Here is a 20,829-nt window from a genome sequence, read left to right as displayed (position 1 = left end):
CTGTTCACTTTCATTGAACAGTGCGGCCGGGCAGTAAGGGGGGCCAGTCGGCAAACACGTGGCCGACACACGACCACGACGCCAGCCAACTTAGCTTAGGCTAAGCTAAGTTCCTCGCACCGGGCTCGCGTACCCACACCATCAGGGAGGCGTCCGCCCATGGTCCTGCCCGTCATCAACTCCTATGCCATGCCCGACCGTTCCGCGGTGCCCGTGGCCGGCCCGCCCTGGGCGATCGACCCGGCACGGGCCGCGCTGTTGGTCCACGACATGCAGAACCACTTCGTCCGGGCCTTTCCGCCGGACCGCTCACCCGTCGTGGAACTGGTCGACAACATCGCGACCCTGCGCGAACTCGCGGGCACCCTCGGCATGCCGATCGTCTTCAGCGCCGAACCGGCCGCGCAACGCCCCGGCCAGCGCGGCCTGATGCGCGACATCTGGGGGCCCGGCATCGGCCCGGAGCCCGACGGGGACGCCGCGGTCGTGGCGTCGCTCACGCCCCGGGTGGGGGAACACCTGATGGTCAACGTCCGCCACAACGCGTTCCTCCGCAGCCACCTCGGCAGGCTGCTGCGCGCCGAGGGGCGCGATCAGCTGATCCTCTGCGGGGTGCGGGCGCACCTCGGCATCCTGCTCACGGCCGCGGACGCCTTCATGCACGACATCCAGCCGTTCGTCGTGGCCGACGCGGTGGCCGACTTCTCCGCCGAGGACCACTCCATGGCGCTGCGGTGGATCGCGCGTACCGGCGTCGTCTGCACCACCGACCAGCTGATCCGCCACCTGCTGCACGGCAAGGCGGCACACAGCATGTGACGCCCCCCGGCAGTCCGTCGGCAGTCCGTCGGCAGTCCGTCGGCAGTCCGTTCCGTTCACGCGCAGGGGCGCCCCGGATAGTCGTCGCTCTCCGGCACGCCCGCCTCGCGCATCCGGCGCAGGACCTCGCGCCGCACGGCCCCGTCGTCGATGTCCACCGGACAGTTGGCGTCCCGGTCGAAGACGAGGACGTCCCCCGCGGTGTCCCAGAGCACCCACCGGTGCGGATACGGCGTCCCCTGCCACAGATGGGCGTACGCCTTCACGCCGTCCCCGTGCCCGTGGCCGTCGCCGTCGCCGTCGCCGTCTGGGCCATCCGCTCCACCAGGCTCTTGGGCCGCATGTCCGTCCAGTTGGCCTCGATGTGGTCCAGGCACTCCTGGCGGGCAGCCGGTCCGTGCGCGACGGTCCAGCCGGCCGGCACGTCCACGAAGTCGGGCCACAGGCTGTACTGGCCCTCGTCGTTGACGAGCACGGAGTAGGTGCCCTCGGGGTTCTCGAACGGGTTGGTGCTCATGACGCTCCTTCGGCTTGATCGGCTTGATCGGTTCTATCGGCTTGATCGGTTCTCATTGGTTCTCATTGGTTCTCATTGGTCTCGGGTTGCCGCGCGGGCGACCAGTGCCCTGAGTGCGCGGAACCAGGTCTCGGCCAGGTCGCGGACCGTCTCCTCGTCCAGGACCGCCTCCGGCCAGGACCAGTGGGCGGCCAGGACCGGACCGTCGGCGCGGTCCTCGGTCACCACGTTGATGCCGAGCGCGTGGCCCTCCCGCATGTCCGGCTCGGGGCCGATGTCGGAGACGTCCTCCTCGGGGGCGTACGACCAGTCCGTGGCCTCGGGGATGCCGAAGCGGCCGAGGTAGTTGAACTCGATCGGCGGCGCCTCGAAACCGGCGAGGACCGGAGCCGTACGGGGGTTGAGGTGGCGGAGCAGGCCGTAGCCGACGCCGTTCGCGGGCAGTGCGGCGAGGTGCCGTCGGGTCCGGTCGAGCGCCTCCTCGACGGCCGGGCCGCCTTCAAGGGCCCCGTCCAGGTCGTCCAGGGCGCCGGGGCCTGGATCCAGGAGGACGGGGAAGACGCTGGTGAACCAGCCGACCGTACGGGACAGATCGACGCTACCCGCCGCTTGCCCCGCCACCTCCTCGTCGCGTCCGTGGCCTTCGAGGTCGACCAGGACCGGTCCCCCGGGGCCGCTGTCGTGCCGCCGCCGCCAGTCGGCCACGGCGAGTCCGAGTGCGGTGAGCAGGACGTCGTTGACGTTCGCGGTGAAGGCGGCGGGCACCGCGGACAGCAGCGGTCCTGTGTGCTCGGCGGGCAGCCGCAGCTCCAGCCGCCGTACGGTGCCGGCCGTGTCGCGGACCGGGTCGAGCGGGCTCTTCAGCGGCAGGGGCGCCGCACCTGCCAACACGTCTGTCCAGAACGGGAGTTCGGCCTCCCGCGCCGGGTCCTGAGCCAGCTGTTCGAGTGTGCGCGACCAGGTGCGGAACGACGTGTCGACGGGCGGGAGTTCGGCGGGGCGCCCAGCCTCGACGGCCCGCCAGGCGGTCTCCATGTCCGGCAGCAGGATGCGCCAGGACACCCCGTCGGTCACCAGGTGGTGGGCCATCAGGAGCAGCCTGCCGGGCTCGGCGCCCGCGTCGAACCACACCGCCCGCACCACGACACCGGCTTCCGGGTCGAGCGCGGCGCGGGCCGCGTGGGCGCCGTCCGCGACGGCCGTCCGCAGCGCGTCGGGGTCCAGCCCGGTGACGTCGATCCGCTCGATCCAGGTTCCGGGGTCCACGGTGCCTGTGGGCGGCACCGCGATGCTCCAGTTGGCGCCGCGGTCGTCCTCGGCCCCGGCGGACGTTTCTCGGCCGCGGGTCAGTGGGGGCTGGTCGCGCAGTTCCCCGCGCCCCTGAAGGGGCGCGCTCCGGACCAGCGTGCCGCGCAGCATGGCGTGCCGGTCCGCGAGTGCCCGCAGTACGGCCGTGAGCTTCGGCCGGTCCAGGGTCGCGGGGGTCCTGACCAGGGCCGACTGGTGGTAGCCCTTGAACGGGCCGCCCAGTTCGCGCAGCCAGTGCATGACCGGGATCAGCGGCACGATGCCGGTTCCCTCGTCGGCCGGGCGGGCGTCGGCGGCTCCGGTGGTGGTCGCCACCTCGGCGAGCCCGGCGACCGTACGGTGCCTGAGCACCAGGCGCGGGGTGATCCGCACGTCCGCCGCGCGGGCCCTGCTGACGAGTTGCATCGCCATGATGCTGTCGCCGCCGAGGGTGAAGAAGTCGTCGTCGACGCCGACCTCGGTCAGGCCGAGCACGTCGGCGAACACGGCGCACAGGGTCTTCTCCAGCTCGGTGCCGGGGGCCCGGCCTGTGGAGAGCGCGGAGAAGTCCGGGGCGGGCAGGGCGGCCCGGTCCAGCTTGCCGTTGGCGAGCTCCGGCAGCCGGTCCAGGAGGACCACGGCGGCCGGCACCATGTGGTCGGGCAGGTGCCCGCCGACGTGGGCGCGCAGCCGTCCGGGGTCGGGAAGGGCTCCGGGTACGGGGACCGCGTACGCCACGAGCAGTTTGCGCGTGCCTTCCTGACGTACCGTCACCACGCTTCGGGCGACGTCCGGGTGGGCGGCCAGTACGGACTCGATCTCGCCGGGTTCGATGCGGAAGCCGCGGATCTTGACCTGGTCGTCGGCCCGGCCCAGGTAGTCGAGGTGTCCGTCGGCCGTCCAGCGGGCCAGGTCGCCGGTCCGGTAGAGCCGGGAGCCGGGCCCGCCGAACGGGTCGGCCACGAAGCGCTCCGCGGTCAGGGCGGGGCGGCCCAGGTAGCCGCGGGCGAGGCCGCCGCCTGCCAGGTACAGCTCGCCGGTCACACCGGGCGGTACGGGCCCCAGCCGGTCGTCGAGGACGTACGCGCGGGTGCCCGCGACCGCGCGGCCGACGAGCGGCCGGTCGCTGTCGCGCACCCGTGCCACGAGCGCGTCGACGGTGGACTCGGTGGGCCCGTACAGGTTGAACGCCTCGGTGCCGGTCAGGCGTCCGAGCCGTTCCCAGAGCGCGCCCGGTACGGCCTCGCCGCCGACGCCGACGACCGCGAGGGGGCTGCTGCCGTCGTCGCGTACGAGGCCGGTCTCGGCCATCTGCGCGAAGAACGACGGGGTGACCTCCAGGAAGTCGAACCCGTGCTCGACGACGGCCGCCGCGAGGAGCTCCGGGTCGCGGCGGGTCTCGTCGGAGACGACGTGGACGCAGTGCCCGTCCAGGAGCCACAGCTGCGGCTGCCAGGAGGCGTCGAAGGAGAACGCCCAGGCGTGTCCGGCGCGCAGATGGCGGCGGCCGGTGGCCGCCTTGGCGGGCGCGTACAGGGTCTCGCGGTGGCTGTGGAAGAGGTTGCCGACCGTCTCGTGGGTGATGACGACGCCCTTGGGGCGCCCTGTGGAGCCGGAGGTGTAGATGACGTACGCCGGATGGCGCGGGCTCAGGGGCGCGGCCCGGTCCGTGTCGGTGAGGTCGGTCGCGGGCTGGGCGGCGAGCAGTTCGGCGGTTGCCTCGGCGTCCAGTTCCAGTACCGGCGGTCCGTCCGCGGGCAGCAGGGGCGCGAGCTGCCGTGTGGTGAGCGTCAGGACCGGGCGGGCGTCGGCGAGTGTGTCGCTCAGGTGGCCGGCCGGCGCGTCCGGGTCGAGCGGCAGGTAGGCGGCGCCCGCCTTGTGCACGGCGAGGATGGCCAGCAGGGTGCGGGCGGTGCGGGGCAGTGCCAGCGCGACCAGCCGCTCCGGGCCGACGCCGCGCGCGACGAGCAGCCGGGCGAGCCGGTTCGCCTTGGCGTTGAGCTGGGCGAACGTCAGCTTGATGCCGTCGGATGCGACGGCCGGCGCGTCCGGTGAGAGCGCGGCCTGCCGTTCGAAGAGGGCCGGCACGGTGGTCGGTCCGGCGAGCAGGGGCCGGTCGTTCCATTCGGTGAGGATGCGCCGGCGCTCCGCGTCGCCGAGGATGTCGATCCGGCTGATCGGGGTGTCGGGGGCGGCGACCACGGCCCGCAGGAGTCGCACGAGCCGTGCGGCGATCGCCTCGGCGGTGGCGTGGTCGAACAGGTCGGTGCTGTACTCCAGCACACCGTCGATACCGTCACCGCCCGTCACGTCGCCACCTCCCTCGGCTCCGGTACCGCCGTCATTACCGTCACCGCCGGCCCGTGCCACGAAGTCGAAGGAGAGGTCGAACTTGGCGGTGGTCGCGCCGACTTCCTCCCGCCGGGAGGCCAGCCCGGCGAGGTCGTCCGCGTCGCCGCTCGCGGCGAGATACACGACCATGACCTGGAACAGCGGGTGCCGGGACAGCGAGCGGGCCGGCTTGAGCACGTCCACCACGCGCTCGAACGGCACGTCCTGGTGGTCGAAGGCGGCCAGGTCGGTCTCCCGTACCCGGGCGAGCAGTTCGCGGAACGCCGGGTCGCCGGAGGTGTCGGTGCGCAGCACCAGAGTGTTGAGGAAGAACCCGACCAGGTCCTCCAGCGCCTCTTCGGTGCGCCCGGCGATCGGGCTGCCGAGCGGGATGTCCGTGCCGGCGCCCAACCGGGTCAGCAGCGCGGCCACCGCCGCCTGGATGATCATGAACATGCTGACATTGCCGGACCTGGCCAGCTCGCGCAGCCCCGCCGTCAGCTCCGGGTCCAGGGCCATGTCGACCGCGCCACCGCGGTAACTGGCCTCCAGCGGGCGCGGCCGGTCGACAGGCAGCCCCAGCTCCTCGGGGAGCCCCGTCAACGACTGCTTCCAGAAGGCGAGTTGGCGAGCGGCCAGGCTTTGCGGGTCCTTCTCGTCGCCGAGCACCGCACGCTGCCACAGGCTGTAGTCGGCGTACTGGACCGGCAGCGGGGCCCGCTCGGGCGCCCGGCCGGCCGTGCGTGCCTCGTAGGCGGCGGCCAGGTCGCGGGTGAGCGGCCGGTCCGACCACTCGTCGCCCGCGATGTGGTGGAGCAGGAGCAGCAGGACGTGCTCGTCCTCGGCGATGCGGAAGAGGTGCACGCGCAGCGGTGCCTCCCGGTCCAGCTCGAAGCCGTACTCGACGGCCTCGGCGAGCCGCTCGGCCAGCTCCGCCTCGTCGGCCACGGAGGCGGACCGCACGGCGACCTGGGCCTGCGCCGGCTCCAGGATCAGCTGGTACGCACGCCCGTCCTCCTCCGGGAAGACGGTGCGCAGCGGCTCGTGGCGGGCCACCAGGTCATCGACCGCGCGTTGCAGCGCGTCGGTGTCGAGCGGCCCGGTGAGCCGCCGGGCGAGCGGGATGTTGTACGTGGAACTGGGGCCCTCCACCCGGTACAGGACCCACAGCCGCTGCTGGGCGAAGGAGAGCGGCAGCCGCTCCGGCCGGTCCGCGGGCGCGAGGACGGGCCGGCCTGCGCCGTCGTTACTGAGCCCTCCGTCGCTGCTGCGTGTCCCGTCGCTGAGTGCCTGGGCGAGACGGGCGACCGTCGGGGCCTCGAAGACCGTGCGCAGCGAGGCCTCGGCGCCGAGCACCGCCCGGACGCGCCCCGCGAGACGCATGGCCACGAGGGAGTGGCCGCCGAGGGCGAAGAAGTCGTCGTGGACACCGACCCGTTCCAGGCCCAGTACGTCGGCGAACAGACCGCGCAGGATCTCCTCGCGCGGGGTACGCGGCAGGGTTTCGGTGGACGCGGTGGTCTCGGCGGCGAAGTCGGGCGCTGGCAGCGCCTTGCGGTCGAGCTTCCCGTTGGGGGTCAGCGGCAGGGCGTCCAGGGTCACGAAGGCCGCGGGGACCATGTGCTCGGGCAGCACCGCTGCGGCGTGCCGGCGCAGTACGGCACCGTCCGCGACGCGTCCCGTGCCGCTTCCCGTACCGCCTGTGCCGTGTCCTGCGGCGTCGGTGCCGTGGCCCGCGGCCGGGACGACATAGGCCACGAGCTGCTGGTCATGCGGGACGACGACGGCTTGGGCGACGGTGTCGTGCCGGCCGAGTACGGTCTCGATCTCGCCGAGTTCGATCCGGAAGCCGCGGATCTTGACCTGGTCGTCGGTGCGGCCCAGGTATGCGAGCGCACCGTCGGACGTCCAGCGGGCGAGGTCGCCCGTGCGGTACATGCGCTCGCCGGGTCCGCCGTAGGGATCGGCGACGAACCGCTCGGCGGTCAGCGCGGCGCGGCCGAGATAGCCGCGGGCCAGCTGCGCGCCCGCGAGGTACAGCTCCCCCGCGACGCCCGGCGGCACCGGCCGCAGCGCGGCGTCCAGGACGTACCCGCGGGTGTTCCACACCGGGCGCCCGATGGGCACCGCCGTGGCACCGGGGTGCACCTGGGCGGCGGTGACGTCGACGGAGGCCTCGGTCGGTCCGTACAGGTTGTGCAGTTCGACGGGGGCGAGCGTTTCGTGGAAGCGATGCGTGAGGTCGACGGGCAGGGCCTCGCCGCTGCACATCACCCGGCGCAGGCCCGTGCACCGGGCGGCCGTCGGTTCCTCCAGGAAGAGCTGGAGCATCGAGGGCACGAAGTGCACGGTGGTGACGGCCTGTCGCTGGATCAGTTCGGCGAGGTAGCGGGGGTCTCGGTGGCCGTCCGGCCTGGCCACCACCAGGGCCGCCCCGGTGATCAGCGGCCAGAAGAACTCCCACACGGAGACGTCGAAGCCGGCCGGGGTCTTCTGCAGCACCCGGTCCGCACCGGTCAGGCCGTACGTGTCCTGCATCCACAGCAGGCGGTTGACGATGCCCGACTGCGGTACGGCCACGCCCTTGGGACGCCCCGTCGAACCGGAGGTGTAGATCACGTAGGCGGGGCTCGACGGGTCGTATGTGCCCGGGAGTTCGCCCTCCTCGCCCTCAGGGAGGTGGTCGCGGATCACGGCCACCGGGTGGGCGTCCGCCAGCGTGAACGCGAGGCGCTCCTGCGGGTGGTCGGGGTCCAGTGGCAGATAGGCGCCGCCCGCGCGGTGCACCGCGAGCAGGGCGACGACGAGGTCCGCCGAGCGCGGCAGCGCGACGGCCACGGTGCGCTCGGGACCCACGCCCATGCCTGCCAGTACGCGCGCGGTGTGTTCGACTCGCGCGTCCAACTCGGCGTAAGTCAGCCGCTGTTCACCGACGACCAGGGCGAGCGCGTCGGGCGTACGGGCCGCCTGGGCACGGAACAGCTCGGGAAGGGTGAGTGATGCGCCCCCATGGGCTGTGTCGTGGGCCGTGTCGTGGGCCGTGTCGTTCCAGTGCGTGAGGACGAGCGCCCGCTCGTCCGGCGCCAGCACCTCCACGTCGCGCACCGGCAGGTCCGGCGCGTCGGTGACCTGTTCGAGGAGCCGGAGCAGGCGTCCGACGAGGCGCTCCGCCGTGGCCTCGTCGCACAGGTCGGCCGCGTAGTCGAGCAGCAGGACAAGGTGGTCCGACTCGTCCACGAAGGTGAAGTGGAGGTCGAACTTGGCCCTGCCGGTGTCCATCTCGGACCACTCGGTGGGCAGCCCGAGCAGTTCGGCGTCGCCGTCGGGGCGGTAGTGGTAGCCCAGCATCACCTGGAACAGCGGGTTGCGGCCCGCCACACGCGGTGGGTTGACGGCCTCCACGACCCGGTCGAAGGGCAGGTCCTGGTGCTCGAAAGCCGCCAGCGCCGATTCACGTACCCGGGCCAGCAGTTGACGGAACGTCAGGTCGTCGCCCGACAGGTCGGTGCGCAGGACCAGCGTGTTGACGAAGAAGCCGACCAGCTCGTCGAGCGCGCTGTCCGTGCGGCCCGCGATGGGCGCGCCGAGCGGGATGTCGTCGCCCGCGCCCAGCCGGTGCAGCAGCGTCGCCGTGGCCGCCTGGAGGAGCATGAACAGGCTCGTGCCGGTCTCGCCGGACAGTTCACGCAGGGTCCGGCCGACCTCGGCGGGTACTTCGTGGCGGACCCTGCCGCCGAGCCCGGTGGGTTCGGCCGGCCGCGGCCGGTCCAGGGGCAGCGCCAGCTCCTCGGGCAGCCCGCTCAGCGTCCGCGTCCAGTGGGCGAGCTGGGCCTCGCCGACCTGGCCGAGCAGTTGCTCCTGCCACAGCGTGTAGTCGGCGTACTGCACCGGCAGCGGGGCCCAGCCGGGCTCCCCGCCCGCGGTCCGGGCCGCGTACGCGGTGTTCAGGTCGGCCAGGAACGGCCGGTCGGACCACTCGTCGGTGGTGATGTGGTGCAGGACCACGGCCACCACGTGGTCGGCCGGGCCGACCCGGAACACCTCGCAGCGCAGCGGGAGTTCACGAGCCAGATCGAAGGGGCGGCGCTGCGCCGACTCGATCAGGCCGTCCAGCGCGTCCTCCGCGCAGTCCCGCACGGTGAACTCGGGCGCGGCCTCGGCGGCCGGGACGATGAACTGGTACGGCTCCCCGTCGTGCTCGGGGAACACCGTGCGCAGCGCCTCGTGCCGCCCCGCCACGTCGCTCAGGGCGGACCGCAGCGCGTCGAGGTCGAGTTCCCCGCGCAGCCGGAAAACCAGCGGGAAGTTGTACGCGACACCGCTGCCGGTGAGCCGTTCGACCAGCCACAGCCGGCGCTGGGCCGGCGAGAGCGGGATGCGGTCGGGTCGTTCGGCGGGGGTGACGGCCGGGCGGGCGGGGCGCCCGGTGTCGGCCCGCGCGGCGAGCAGTTCCGGGGTCGGGGCCTCGAAGAGGTCACGGATCGCCAGCTCGGCACCCAGCTCCGTGCGGGCCCGGCTGATCAGCCGCGTGGCGAGCAGGGAGTGGCCGCCCAGGTCGAAGAAGGCGTCCTCGGCGCCGACCTCGGGCAGGCCGAGCACCTCGGCGAAGAGCCGGCAGAGCACCTCTTCCTGCGGGGTGCGCGGCCCGCGGCCCGTACCGAGCGCGACGGCCGGCTCGGCGTCGGGCAGGGCGCGCACGTCCAGCTTGCCGTTGTCGTTCATGGGCAGCCGGTCGAGGGTCACGAACGCCGCCGGGACCATGTACTCGGGCAACTGCTGCTTGAGGTCGTCACGCAGGCGCCGCACCAGGCTGTTCGCGCCGCGCGCCGCGGTGGGCTCGTTGGCGTACGGGGCCTCGCCGCCACCGGGCAGATACAGCCCGGCGGTGCGTCCGGGCCCCGCGCCGGCGTCGGTGTCGGCTTCCGCACCCGCATCCGCGTCCGCGTCCGCGATGAACACGGCGTCGTACGTGCCCGGTTCGCGGGACCAGGTCGTCAGGACGCGGCGGCCGAGCCGGGCGCCGAGGTCGTGCAGCGCCTCGGGGTCCACTCCCCCGCCGGCCCCGACACGCGCATCGGGAATGCCGGTGAACCGCAGCGGGGTCACGGCACGGACGAGGTCCGTCAGGTCGAGCCCTTCGGTGAAACCGACCGACGGTACGCGGTCCAGGGCAAGGTCCGCCTCACCGGCGTACAGGACGGCGTCGTAGCGGTGGCGGGTGAGTTCGTTGTGGTGGCGGGCCCGCTTGGTGCGCAGGTCGACGCGGTGGCCGAGGGTGGTGAAGTAGTCGGGGTCGACGAGGAGTTCCTTCTCCAGGCGCAGACCGCGTTCGACGGCGCGCTCCAATGCCTCCCCCGTGACCCCCCTGGCCTGCTGGATCTCCGTCTGGAAGGTCCGGGCGAGGCGCAGGTTGCGTACGTCGCCGACGAACAGCGCCCCGCCCGGCGCGAGGAGCCGCATCGCGCCCTCGATCACCGACGTCAGGTAGTCGATGCTCGGGAAGTACTGGATGACGGAGTTGATGACGACGGTGTCGAACCAGCCGTCGCCGGGCAGGCCGGTCAGGTCGTCGGCCGGCTGGGCGCGCAGGGTGACGCGTGCGGCGAGTTCCGGGTCCTGCGCCAGTTCCTCACCGATCTTGCGGATGACGGGGGCGGCGAAGTCGGTGGCCCAGTACGCCTCGGCCTGGGGGGCGAGCTTGGACAGCAGCAGTCCTGAACCGACGCCGATCTCCAGGACTCGGCGTGGCCGCAGCGAGCGGATCCGGGCGACGGTGGCCTCGCGCCACTCCCGCATCTGCGCGAAGGGAATGGGCTGCCCGTCGTACGAGGAGTCCCAGCCGGCGTAGTCCTCGGTGAAGACGGCGGTGCTGATCTCCTCGTACTCGTCGGAGTAGATCTCCTGCCACTCGCCGACCTGTTCGCGCTCGGCGCCGTCGCGGTCGTCGCCGGTGAGCGGGGCCGGGACGACATAGCCGACGAGCCGTTCGTCGCGGACCACGACGGCGGCGTGCGCGACCTGGGGGTGCCGGGAGAGCGCGGTCTCGATCTCGCCCAGCTCCACGCGGTAGCCGCGGATCTTGACCTGGTCGTCGGTGCGGCCGAGGAAGTCGAGGTTGCCTTCGGGGCCGCGGCGTACGAGGTCGCCGGTGCGGTACATGCGCTCGCCGGGTTCGCCGAAGGGGTCGGCGACGAACCGCTCGGCGGTCAGGGCAGGGCGGTCGAGGTAGCCGCGGGCCAGGCCGATGCCCGCGATGTAGAGCTCGCCGGGCACGCCCTCGGGCACCGGGCGCAGCCAGGCGTCCAGGATGTGGGCGCGGGTCCCGCGGATCGGACGCCCGACGGTCGGGGTGGCACTGTCCAACGTACCGCCGCCGAGGGTGTTGATGGTGTACTCGGTCGGCCCGTAGAGGTTGTAGCCGTACGTGCCCTCGGTGTCGCGGAGCCGGTTCCACACGGTCTCGGACACGGCCTCGCCGCCGAGCAGCACGAGCGGCGGCCGGTGCCCCTCCAACAGGCCCTGCTCGATGAGGAGATGGGCGTAGGTGGGCGTCACGTTGATCACGTCGACGCGGTGGGTCTCGCAGTAGGCGACCAGGGCCTCGGCGTCGCGTCGCAGGTCCTCGTCGCAGATGTGCACCTCGTGGCCCTCGACGAGCCACAGCAGCTCTTCCCAGGACATGTCGAAGGCGAAGGACACCGTGTGCGCGATGCGCAGTGCGCGTCCGCCCGCCGAGGCGACGGCCGGTTCGAAGATCTCCCGCTGGTGGTTGAGCTGCATGTTGGTCAGACCGCGGTAGGGCGTGACGACACCCTTGGGCCGGCCGGTGGACCCGGAGGTGTAGATGACGTACGCGGGGTGCTCCAGGCTGAAGACCCGTCGCTCCAAGTCTGCCGGGTAGGCGGCCAGTTCGGCGGCCACCGCCGGGTCGTCCAGCAGCGCGCGGGGGGTGTCGGCCGCCGCCAGACGTGCGGAGACGGCGGTGTTGGACAGCAGCAGGGTGGGCCGGGCGTCCTGGAGCATGGCCACGAGCCGGTCGTCCGGGTAGTCCAGTTCCAGGGGCAGGTACGCGGCGCCCGTGCGCAGTACGGCGAAGAGCGCGACGACCATGTCGAGGGAGCGTGGCAGCCCGAGCGCGACGACCCGCTCGGGGGCGGCGCCGCGGTCGAGCAGCAGGCGTGCCATGCGGTTGATGCGGGCGTCGAGGTCGGCGTACGTGAGGGTCTCGTCGCCGAAGACCAGCGCGGTGGTGTCGGGCGTGGCCGCGGCCCGGTCCGCCAGCAGGTCGGCGATGGTGTCCTCGGGGTCGGGCACCCGGCCCGCGGCCCGCTCACGCTCCAACCGGACGTGTTCGCAAGGGAGTTGAGCATCAATACGGCCGACGGGGGCTTCGAGGTCGTCGGTGAGCCGTTCGACGAGCAGCGTGAAGCGGTCGAGCAGTTCCTGGGCCTCGTCGCGCGCGACGACGTCGGCCCGGTGGGTCAGGGTGACCTGGATGCTGCGGCCCGGGGTGACGACGAGGTTGACGGGATAGTGCGTGGCGTCGACGTTGGCGACGGCGGTGGCGCCGTGCCGCTCGCTCAGCTCGGCGAGCCGTTCCTCGGTGTCGCTGTTGCGCAACACGAAGAGGGTGTCGAACAGCCGCCGGTGTCCGGTCTCGGCCTGGAGCACGCCGAGGCCCAGGTACTCGTACGGCATGACGGCCAGCCGTTCGTCCTGGACGCGGCGCAGCAGGCCGAGTACGGGTTCGGCCGGGTCGTAGGCGATCCGGGCGGGGACGGTGTTGAGGAACATGCCGATGACGTTCTCGATCTCCGGCACCTCGCTCGGCCGGCCCGCGACGGTCGTGCCGAAGACGACGTCGTCGCGGCCTGTCGCGCTCGCGAGGGTCAGGCCCCAGGCGGCGTTCAGCACGGTGTTGAGGGTCAGTCCGTGCCGACGGCCGATCACGCGCAGTCGCTCCCCCACCTCGTCGGGGAGGAAGGCGTCGAGGCTCTCCGGGATGTCGGGTTCCAGGCCCTGGTCGGCGGCGGCGAGCAGGGTGGGCTCGTCGAGTCCGGCGAGGGCGGTGCGCCAGGCGGCGGTGGCGACGGCCGTGTCCTGGACCTCCAGCCAGGTCAGGTAGTCGCGGTACGAGCCGGGGGCGACCAGGCCGCTCGCGTCGCCGCCGGACTCGTACAGGGCGAAGAGCTGGTCGAGGAAGAGCCAGGCGGACCAGCCGTCCCACAGGAGGAGATGCCGGCCGACGATCAGACGGTCGCCGCGCTCCTCGCCGAGCCGGACGACCAGTATCCGGAAGAGCAGCGGCCGGGTCAGGTCGAAGCGGCGGGACCGCTCGGCGTCCGTCAACTCCCGCAGCCGCTCGTCCTGTTCGGCGGCGGGCAGCCCGGACAGATCGACCTCTTCGAGCGGAACCTCCGGGTCGCGGACGATGAACTGCACCGGCTGGCGCAGCCCTTCGCTGGTGAACCCGGCGCGCAGGCTGGGGGTGCGTGCCAGCAGTACCCGTACGGCGGTGCGGAGCCGGTCCGTGTCGAGCGGCGTGGCGATGTCGAACGACTCGTGGACGGTGTAGACGTCCAGGGCGCTGTCGTCGTACGTGGAGTGGAAGAACAGGCCTTCCTGGAGCGGGGCAAGGGGCCAGATGTCGTCCACCGGGCCGGGGCTGAGCCGGTGGACGCGCTCGGTCTCCTCGGTGGTGAGGGTGAACTCGGAGCGCAGGGCACGCGCGGCGGCGACCGGGGTGGCCGACGCCGCCAGGGCCTCGGGGGTGCGGTGCTCGAAGACGTCGCGGGGGTTCAGGTCCAGGCCCGCGCGCCGGGCGCGGCTGGAGACGCCGATGGAGGTGATGCTGTCGCCGCCGAGCATGAAGAAGTCGTCGTCGATGCCGACCTCGTCGAGCTTCAGCACCGCGGCGAAGATCCCGGTGAGCGCGCGCTCCCGCTCGTCCCGGGGTGCGCGCACCTCGGCGCGTGTCGCCGCCTGCGGGGCGGGCAGCGCGGCCCGGTCGAGCTTGCCGCTGGGCGTCAACGGCAGGGAGTCGAGGACGACGTAGGCGTCGGGCACCATGGGCGCGGGGAGCGCCGCGCCGAGTGCGGCCCGTAGCTCGGCGGGCTCCGGGTGTGCGCCGCGGGCGGGGACCACGTACGCCACCAGCGCGCCGCCGGTGACGGACCCTGTGGCTGAGGCCGAGGCTGTGACCGTGACCGTGACGGCGGCCTGCGCGATGGACGCCTGCCGGACCAACGCGGCCTCGATCTCGCCGAGTTCGACGCGATTGCCGCGGATCTTGACCTGGCGGTCGGTGCGGCCCAGGTACTCGACGACTCCGTCCGCGCGGCGGCGTACGAGGTCACCCGTGCGGTACATGCGTTCGCCTGGCCCGCCGTACGGATCGGCCACGAACCGCTCGGCGGTCAGGCCCGGCCTGGCGTGATAGCCGCGGGCCAGCTGGACGCCCGTCAGGTACAGCTCGCCCGGCACCCCTTCGGGCACCGGGCGCAGGCAGGAGTCCAGGACGCGCAGACCGGTGTTCCACACGGGCCTGCCGATGGGCACGGTGGCGCCGGGCGCCCCGTCATACGGGTGATACGTGACGTCGACGGCGGCCTCGGTGGGGCCGTACAGGTTGTGCAGCGGCACCCCGGTGAGGTCCCGCCAGCGGGCCGACGCGGAGGTGGACAGGGCTTCGCCGCTGCTGAAGACGCGGCGCAGGGAGGCCGCCCACGCGGGGTCGGCGGTGATGTCCTCCGACTGGAGGAAGGCTTCGAGCATCGACGGTACGAAGTGCAGGGTGGTGACGCCCTGTTCGCGGATCAGCCCGGCGAGGTAGGCGGGGTCGCGGTGTCCGTCCGGGCGGGCGAGCACGACCGTGGCGCCCTCGCCCAGCGCCCAGAAGAACTCCCAGACGCTGACGTCGAAACTGGCCGGGGTCTTCTGCAGCACCCGGTCGTCGGCGCCCAGCCGGTACTCGCCCTGCATCCAGGCCAGGCGGTTGACGATGGCCCGATGGGTGACGACGACTCCCTTGGGGCGGCCGGTGGAGCCGGAGGTGTAGATCAGGTAGGCGGGGTCGTCGGGGCCCGCGGGGGCGAGGGCGGTCGCACGGACACGGGCCGCATCGGACTGTTGGTCGGTCTGGTGGCTGTCCAGGCTGTCCACCAGCAGGTGGGCGAGGCCCGGGACCTCGGGCAGTCGGTGCGCGGTGTCGGAGGTGGTGACGACCGTCGTCGCCCCGGAGTCGGTGAGCATGTGGGCCACCCGGTCGGCGGGGTAGTCCACGTCGACCGGAAGGTAGGCGGCGCCGGACTTGAGCACGCCGAGCAGGGCGACCATGAGCTCGGCCGAGCGCGGTACGGCGACCGCGACGACCGTGCCCGGCCCGGCGCCCCTGCGGCGTACCCGGCGGGCCAGGTCCTCGGCGCGGGCGTCGAGTTCTTCGTACGTGAGGGTCTGGTCCTCGTACACGACCGCCGTGGCATGCGGGGCGCGGGCGGCCCGGGCCTCGAAGGCCGCGGAGAGGGTGGTCTCCGGCACCTCCCGCCGTTCACCGGCCGGGTGGGCGTGGGACAGCTCCGCGGGCGAGAGGAGTTCCAGGGCGGCGGCCGGCTGCCCCGGGTCCGCGGCCAGGGCGTGCAGGATGCGGGTGAGGCGGTCCGCGATGCGGCGCACGGCGGCGGCGTCGAGGCGCTGGGCGTGGTGCTTGAGACGCAGGTCGAGGCGGCGGCCCGGCTTCACGATCAGGGCGAGCGGGTAGTGGACGGCGTCGTGGAACTCGTGGCCCGTGACCCGGATACGCCCTGACGGGTCGGCCAGGCCCGTGGCGGCCGGGTAGTTCTCGAAGACGACCAGGGTGTCGAACAGCTCGCCGCTGCCCGCGAGTCCGGCGACGCGCTGGATCTCGGCGAGGCCCAGGTGCTGGTGGTCGAGGAGCGCGGCCTGCTCGTCCTGGAGTCGTCCCAGGAGGCTGGCGAGGGTGTCCGCGGGCTCCCAGCGGAAGCGGGTCGGAAGGGTGTTGATGAACAGCCCGACCATGGACTCGATGCCCTCGACCTCGGCGTCTCGGCCGGAGACGGTGGTGCCGAACACCACGTCCTGGCGGGCGGTCAGCCGCCCGATCAGCAGGCCCCAGGCGCTCTGGACGACCGTGCCCAGCGTCACGCCGAGCTCGCGGGCGCGGGCCGACAGCCGGGCGGTGACCTGCTCGGACAGCTCGACACGGACCTGGGCGGGCGTGATCGGCGTGCCGTCGGAGGGCGTCTCGACCAGCCGGGTGGGCTCCTCGATCCCGGCGAGCGCGTCGCGCCAGGACTCGCGTGCGGCGTCCCGGTCGGCGGCGGCCAGGCCGCGCAGGTACGAGCTGTAGGGGGCGACCTCGGGCAGCGGGGCGGGGCTTTCGCCGTAGGAGGCCAGCAGTTCACGGTGCAGAACCGGCAAGGACCAGCCGTCCGCGACACTGTGGTGAAACGTCAGCAGGAGTCGGCTCCGGCCCTCGCCGAGCCGTACGAACGCGCAGCGCAACAGGGGCGGGCGAGCGAGGTCGAAGCGGTGGGCACGCTCTTCGGCGGCGACCGCGTCAGCGACTCCGTCGGTGGCGAGGAGCAGGCGGTCCTCGGTGGCCCGGCGGTCCTCCGTCGACAGATCCACCTCGCGCCAGGGCAGTTCCAGGCCCTCGGCGATGATCTGCACGGGGCGCCCGTCGGAGAGCGGGCGGAAGCAGGCCCGCAGCGGGGCGTGCCGGTCGAGGACGCGCTGGGCTGCTCGGCGCAGTGCCTCGGCGTCGACCGGGCCGGACAGTTCGAGGGCCTGCTGGACCACATAGGTGTCACGGTCAGCGCCGTCGACGAGGGAGTGGAAGTAGAAGCCTTCCTGGAGAGGGCTCAGCGGCAGCAGCTCCCCCACGGTGACCGGGTACTCGCCCTGGAGCTCGGCGAGTTCGGCCCCGGTGAGCCGCACCAGCGGGGCCCGCGTAGCGGAAACCGCGGTGCCCGAGCCCGTACCGATGCCTGTGTCGGTGCGCACGCCCGCGGCCTCGGCGAGGGCTGCGACCGTCCGGTGCCGGAAGACGTCACGGGAGCTGAGCCGCAGCCCGGCCCTGCGGGCGTGGATGAGGAGCTGGATGGCGGTGATGCTGTCGCCGCCGAGGGCGAAGAAGTCGTCGTCGATGGTCGCCGACCGCACGCCGAGCACCTCGGCGTAGGCCGCGCAGAGCACTTCCTCACGGGCGTCGCGCGGCGGGCGGCCGGAGCTGAGGGCCCCGTAGTCGGGTACCGGGAGCGCGGCGCCGTCGAGCTTGCCGCTGGGGGTGACCGGGAGCCGGTCCAGGGGAACGACCGCGGACGGGACCATGTACTCGGGCAGTTGATCGGCCGCGTACGAACGCAGGGCCTTCATCAGGGAGTTCACGTCACGGAAGGGCGCGGGGCGGTTGGCGTGCGGGAACGTCCCGGACGGGCGGTACAGCCGGCCCGGCGCTTCGAGCACGGTATCGGTGGCAAGCGCGGTGTCGGGGGCAAGCGCGGTGCCGGGGCCGGGGTCCGCGTCGGCGGGGCCGAAGACCACGTCGAGGCTGCCGTCCTCGGCGTTCCCGTTCCAGGTGACGGCCGCCCGCAGGCCGTGCCGGGCGGCGAGGGCGTGCAGGGCCTCCGGGTCCGGCGCGTCGGCAGCGGCCGGGGTGCGGCTGCTGTCGTCCAGAGCGGACAGTGCGGCCAGGTCCTCGGCGAGGCGGGCGTTGGGCAGACCGGTGACCCGGATCGCCTCACGCCGCCCGGTGAGCAGCGCGTCAAGGGCTGCCAGGTCTGCTGGGCCTGCTGGATCTGGCAGGTCGGCCAAGTCGACCAGGTCGGCCCATGCGATCTCGTCGCCGTCGGCCCGGGCCGGTGACCGCGTCGCCTTGCGCAGCACCACGTCGTAGCGGTAGCGGGTCAGTTCGTTGTGATGGCCGCCGCGCTTGACGCGGATGTCGACGTCGAAGCCGTCGAACGCCGCGAAGTAGTCGGGGTCGAGGAGCAGTTCGCCCTCCCAGGCGACCGACCGTTCCACGGCGGTCCGCAGGGCCTGCTTGTCCCCGGGGTCGGCCGCGCGGCGCGTCTCCACGGCGGCGCGCAGGCAGCGCAGCAGACGGGCGTTGCGCACGTCACCGATGAACAGCCGTCCCCCGGGGGCCAGCAGCTCGGCGGCGGCGCCGATGACGTCGGTGAGGTAGTCGGCGCCGGGGAAGTACTGGGCGACGGAGTTGAGGACGACCGTGTCGAAGTGGGCCCGGGGCAGCCCGGTGGTGTCGTGCGCGGGCCTGGCGCTGAGGTGCACCCGGCCGGCCAGTTCCGGCACCTGGTGGACCTGGCCGCGCAGGGCCCGTATCGCCTCCTCGGAGAGGTCGGTACCCCAGTAGGTCTCGCAGCCGGGCGCGATCCTGGAGAGGATCAGGCCGCTGCCGACGCCGATCTCCAGCACGCGGCGCGGCGCGAGCTCCTCGATGCGGGCGAGGGTCGCCTCGCGCCACTCGCGCATCTCCGCGACGGGGATGGGCAGCCCGTCGTACATGCTGTTCCAGCCGGCGAAGTTCTCCCGGAGCCCCGGAGACTCGCCCCGAAGTCCCACCGAACCGTCGGCCGCGGAACTGTCGACCGAGCCCGCGGACTCGTCCCGCATGCCTTCGGATCCCGCAGCCGAGTAGAGCAGTTCGTGCAGGTCCTTCCACTCCTGGACCTGCACGCCGAAGCCCCGGCGCCCGTCCCCATCGGCGTCCCCATCGGTGTTCCCATCGGCGCCCGCGTCCAGCGAGGGGACCACGTAGGCGGCGAGCCTGCGGTCGCCGGGCCGGTCCTCGCGGATCAGGACCGCTGCCTGCTCCACGGCCGGGTGGGCGCGCAGCACGGACTCGATCTCGCCGGGTTCGATGCGGAAGCCGCGGATCTTCACCTGCGCGTCGGCGCGGCCCAGGAACTCCAGCCGCCCGTCGGCCTTCCAGCGCACCAGGTCGCCGGTGCGGTACAGCCGCTCGCCGGGCGCGCCGAACGGGTCGGCGACGAACCGCTCGGCCGTCAGGTCGGGCCGCCCCAGGTAGCCGCGGGCGAGACCGGCTCCGCCGAGGTACAACTCGCCGGGGACCCCGGCCGGTACGGGCTGGAGCCGGGCGTCGAGCACGTAAGCCCGGGTGCCGGGGTCGGGGACGCCGATCGGGACGATCGTGCCGGCCGGGGTGTCGGGGTCGCAGAGGCCGAGGGTGGAGTTGGTGGTCGCCTCGGTGGGGCCGTACGCGTTGAACATCATCCGGCCGCGTGCGTACCGGCCGACCAGTTCGGGCGAGACCCGCTCGGTGCCGGCGAGCAGGGTGGCGGGCGGCAGTTCGACGTCCTCGGGCATCGCGGCGAGCAGCGCCGGCGGGAGGATCATGAAGGTGATGCCGTTGGCGTGGGCGTAGTCGGCGAGGGGTGCGCCGGGCACCCGCAACTCGGTCGGTACGACGACGAGTCGGCCACCGGAGAGCAGTCCGAGGCACAGGTCCCAGAACCCCACGTCGAAGCTCGGCGAGGCGAACTGCAGGACCCGGCTGTGCGGCCCGATCCCGAACCGCTCGCTCTGCGTGGCGACCAGTTTGGCGACGCCGGCGTGTGAGAGCACCACGCCCTTGGGACGGCCGGTGGAGCCGGAGGTGTAGATGACATAGGCGGCGTTGCCGACGGAGAGGGGGTCGAGGCCGGGTACGTACGCCTGCCGCTCAGCCAACTCCCTCACGGTCTCGGGCGCGTCCAGGACCACGACGTCCATGCCGTCGCACGGCGGGATGTCCGCCGCTACCTCGGCGGTGGTGAGCAGGCAGGCGGGGCGAGCGTCGGCCAGCATGTAGGAGATGCGGTCGGCCGGGTAATCGGTGTCCACCGGCAGGTAGGCGGCGCCGGATTTCAGTACGGCGACCTCGGCGACGATCAGCTCGGCCGAGCGGGGCACGGCGAGAGCCACCACGCGTTCGGGTCCTGCGCCGCGCGCGACGAGGGCGTCGGCCAGCCGGCCGGCGCGTTCGTCCAGTTCCGCGTAGGTCAGCCGGGTGTCCTCGAAGACCAGCGCGATCTCGTCGGGCCGCTGCCGTACCTGCTCGGCGAACATCTCCGGCCAGGTCCGCAGGGGGACGTCGTGGTCGGTGTCGTTCCACTCCGTCAGGACGCGGTGCCGTTCCTCGGCGTCCAGCAGGTTCAGTTCGCCGACAGGGGTGTGCGGCCGGGCGAGCGCGTCGGCCAGCAGGGTGGCGTAGTGGCCCGCCGTCCGGTGGGCGGTCCCGTCCCGGAGGAGATCCTGCCGGTACGTCACCCGGACGGCACCCGCACGGACTTCGAGCGCGAGGTCGAGCGGGGCGTGGGCCGAGCCGTCGGGTGCCGCTCCGAAGGCCGTGTTGAACAGCAGGCCGCCACCCCGGGTGGGCTCCGGCCGCAACAGAGCGACCAGCGTGCACAGTTCGACCCGGTGGGTGTCGGCCGCCGCACACGCCGCCGAGACCCGCCGGACCAGTTCGGCGAACTCGGTTCCGCCGTCGAGGGCCACCCGGACCGGCAGTCCGCCGTACCCGACAGTGAGGTCCCGCGCGCCGCCGTAACGGTGCAGCAGCGCCACGAATGCGGCCAGCAAAGTGACCTCGTCGGCCTTGTCGGCCTTGTCGGTCTCGCCGATCCCGTCGGCCGTCGCGTCCAGCGTGCGACTGATCGTGCGCAGCTCTCCGCCGGGCTTGAGCGGGTAGGGGAAGTCGACCGGGAGGACCGCCTCCTGTGGGAGGGGATCGAGCCGTCGACGCCAGTACGCCGTCACGTCACCGACACTGTCACCAAGGCCACTGTCGCTCATGCCACTGCCACCGACACCGGACCCACGCGTTTCGAAACCGG

At 73.0% G+C, this 20,829-nt stretch carries 4 protein-coding genes; 1 reads left to right on the top strand and 3 read right to left on the bottom strand.

Annotation, left to right across the window (positions count from 1 at the left end; genetic code table 11):
- Positions 1-159: 159 nt before the first annotated feature.
- Positions 160-819, top strand: a complete 660-nt coding sequence (locus tag AOK01_RS02410) for an isochorismatase family protein (protein ID WP_055507850.1) — start codon at positions 160-162, stop codon at positions 817-819.
- A 56-nt stretch (positions 820-875) separates the two neighbouring features.
- Here AOK01_RS02410 and AOK01_RS02405 read toward each other — a convergent pair whose 3' ends face one another.
- The 3 genes from AOK01_RS02405 to AOK01_RS02395 all read right to left on the bottom strand — a co-directional run bounded on the left by AOK01_RS02405 (position 876) and on the right by AOK01_RS02395 (position 20,788).
- Positions 876-1,085: a hypothetical protein gene (locus AOK01_RS02405; protein ID WP_055507848.1), complete on the bottom strand. Its 210-nt coding sequence runs from the start codon at positions 1,083-1,085 to the stop codon at positions 876-878.
- Positions 1,082-1,336: an MbtH family protein gene (locus tag AOK01_RS02400; RefSeq protein ID WP_055507846.1), complete on the bottom strand. Its 255-nt coding sequence runs from the start codon at positions 1,334-1,336 to the stop codon at positions 1,082-1,084. The genes AOK01_RS02405 and AOK01_RS02400 overlap by 4 nt, the downstream gene beginning before the upstream one ends.
- A gap of 72 nt (positions 1,337-1,408) precedes the next feature.
- Positions 1,409-20,788, bottom strand: coding sequence for a non-ribosomal peptide synthetase (locus tag AOK01_RS02395; RefSeq protein WP_055507874.1), 19,380 nt, complete (start codon positions 20,786-20,788; stop codon positions 1,409-1,411).
- Between the last annotated feature and the right edge of the window lie 41 nt (positions 20,789-20,829).

It is taken from the genome of Streptomyces aurantiacus (assembly GCF_001418335.1).
GTDB lineage: Bacteria > Actinomycetota > Actinomycetes > Streptomycetales > Streptomycetaceae > Streptomyces > Streptomyces aurantiacus.
This window is presented reverse-complemented; position numbering and strand designations above follow the sequence as displayed.

Coding starts and splice junctions, on each gene's coding strand:
- AOK01_RS02400 (WP_055507846.1), bottom strand. CDS start 1,336: ATGAGCACCAACCCGTTCGAGAACCCCGAGGGCACCTACTCCGTGCTC.
- AOK01_RS02395 (WP_055507874.1), bottom strand. CDS start 20,788: ATGAGCGACAGTGGCCTTGGTGACAGTGTCGGTGACGTGACGGCGTAC.
- AOK01_RS02410 (WP_055507850.1), top strand. CDS start 160: ATGGTCCTGCCCGTCATCAACTCCTATGCCATGCCCGACCGTTCCGCG.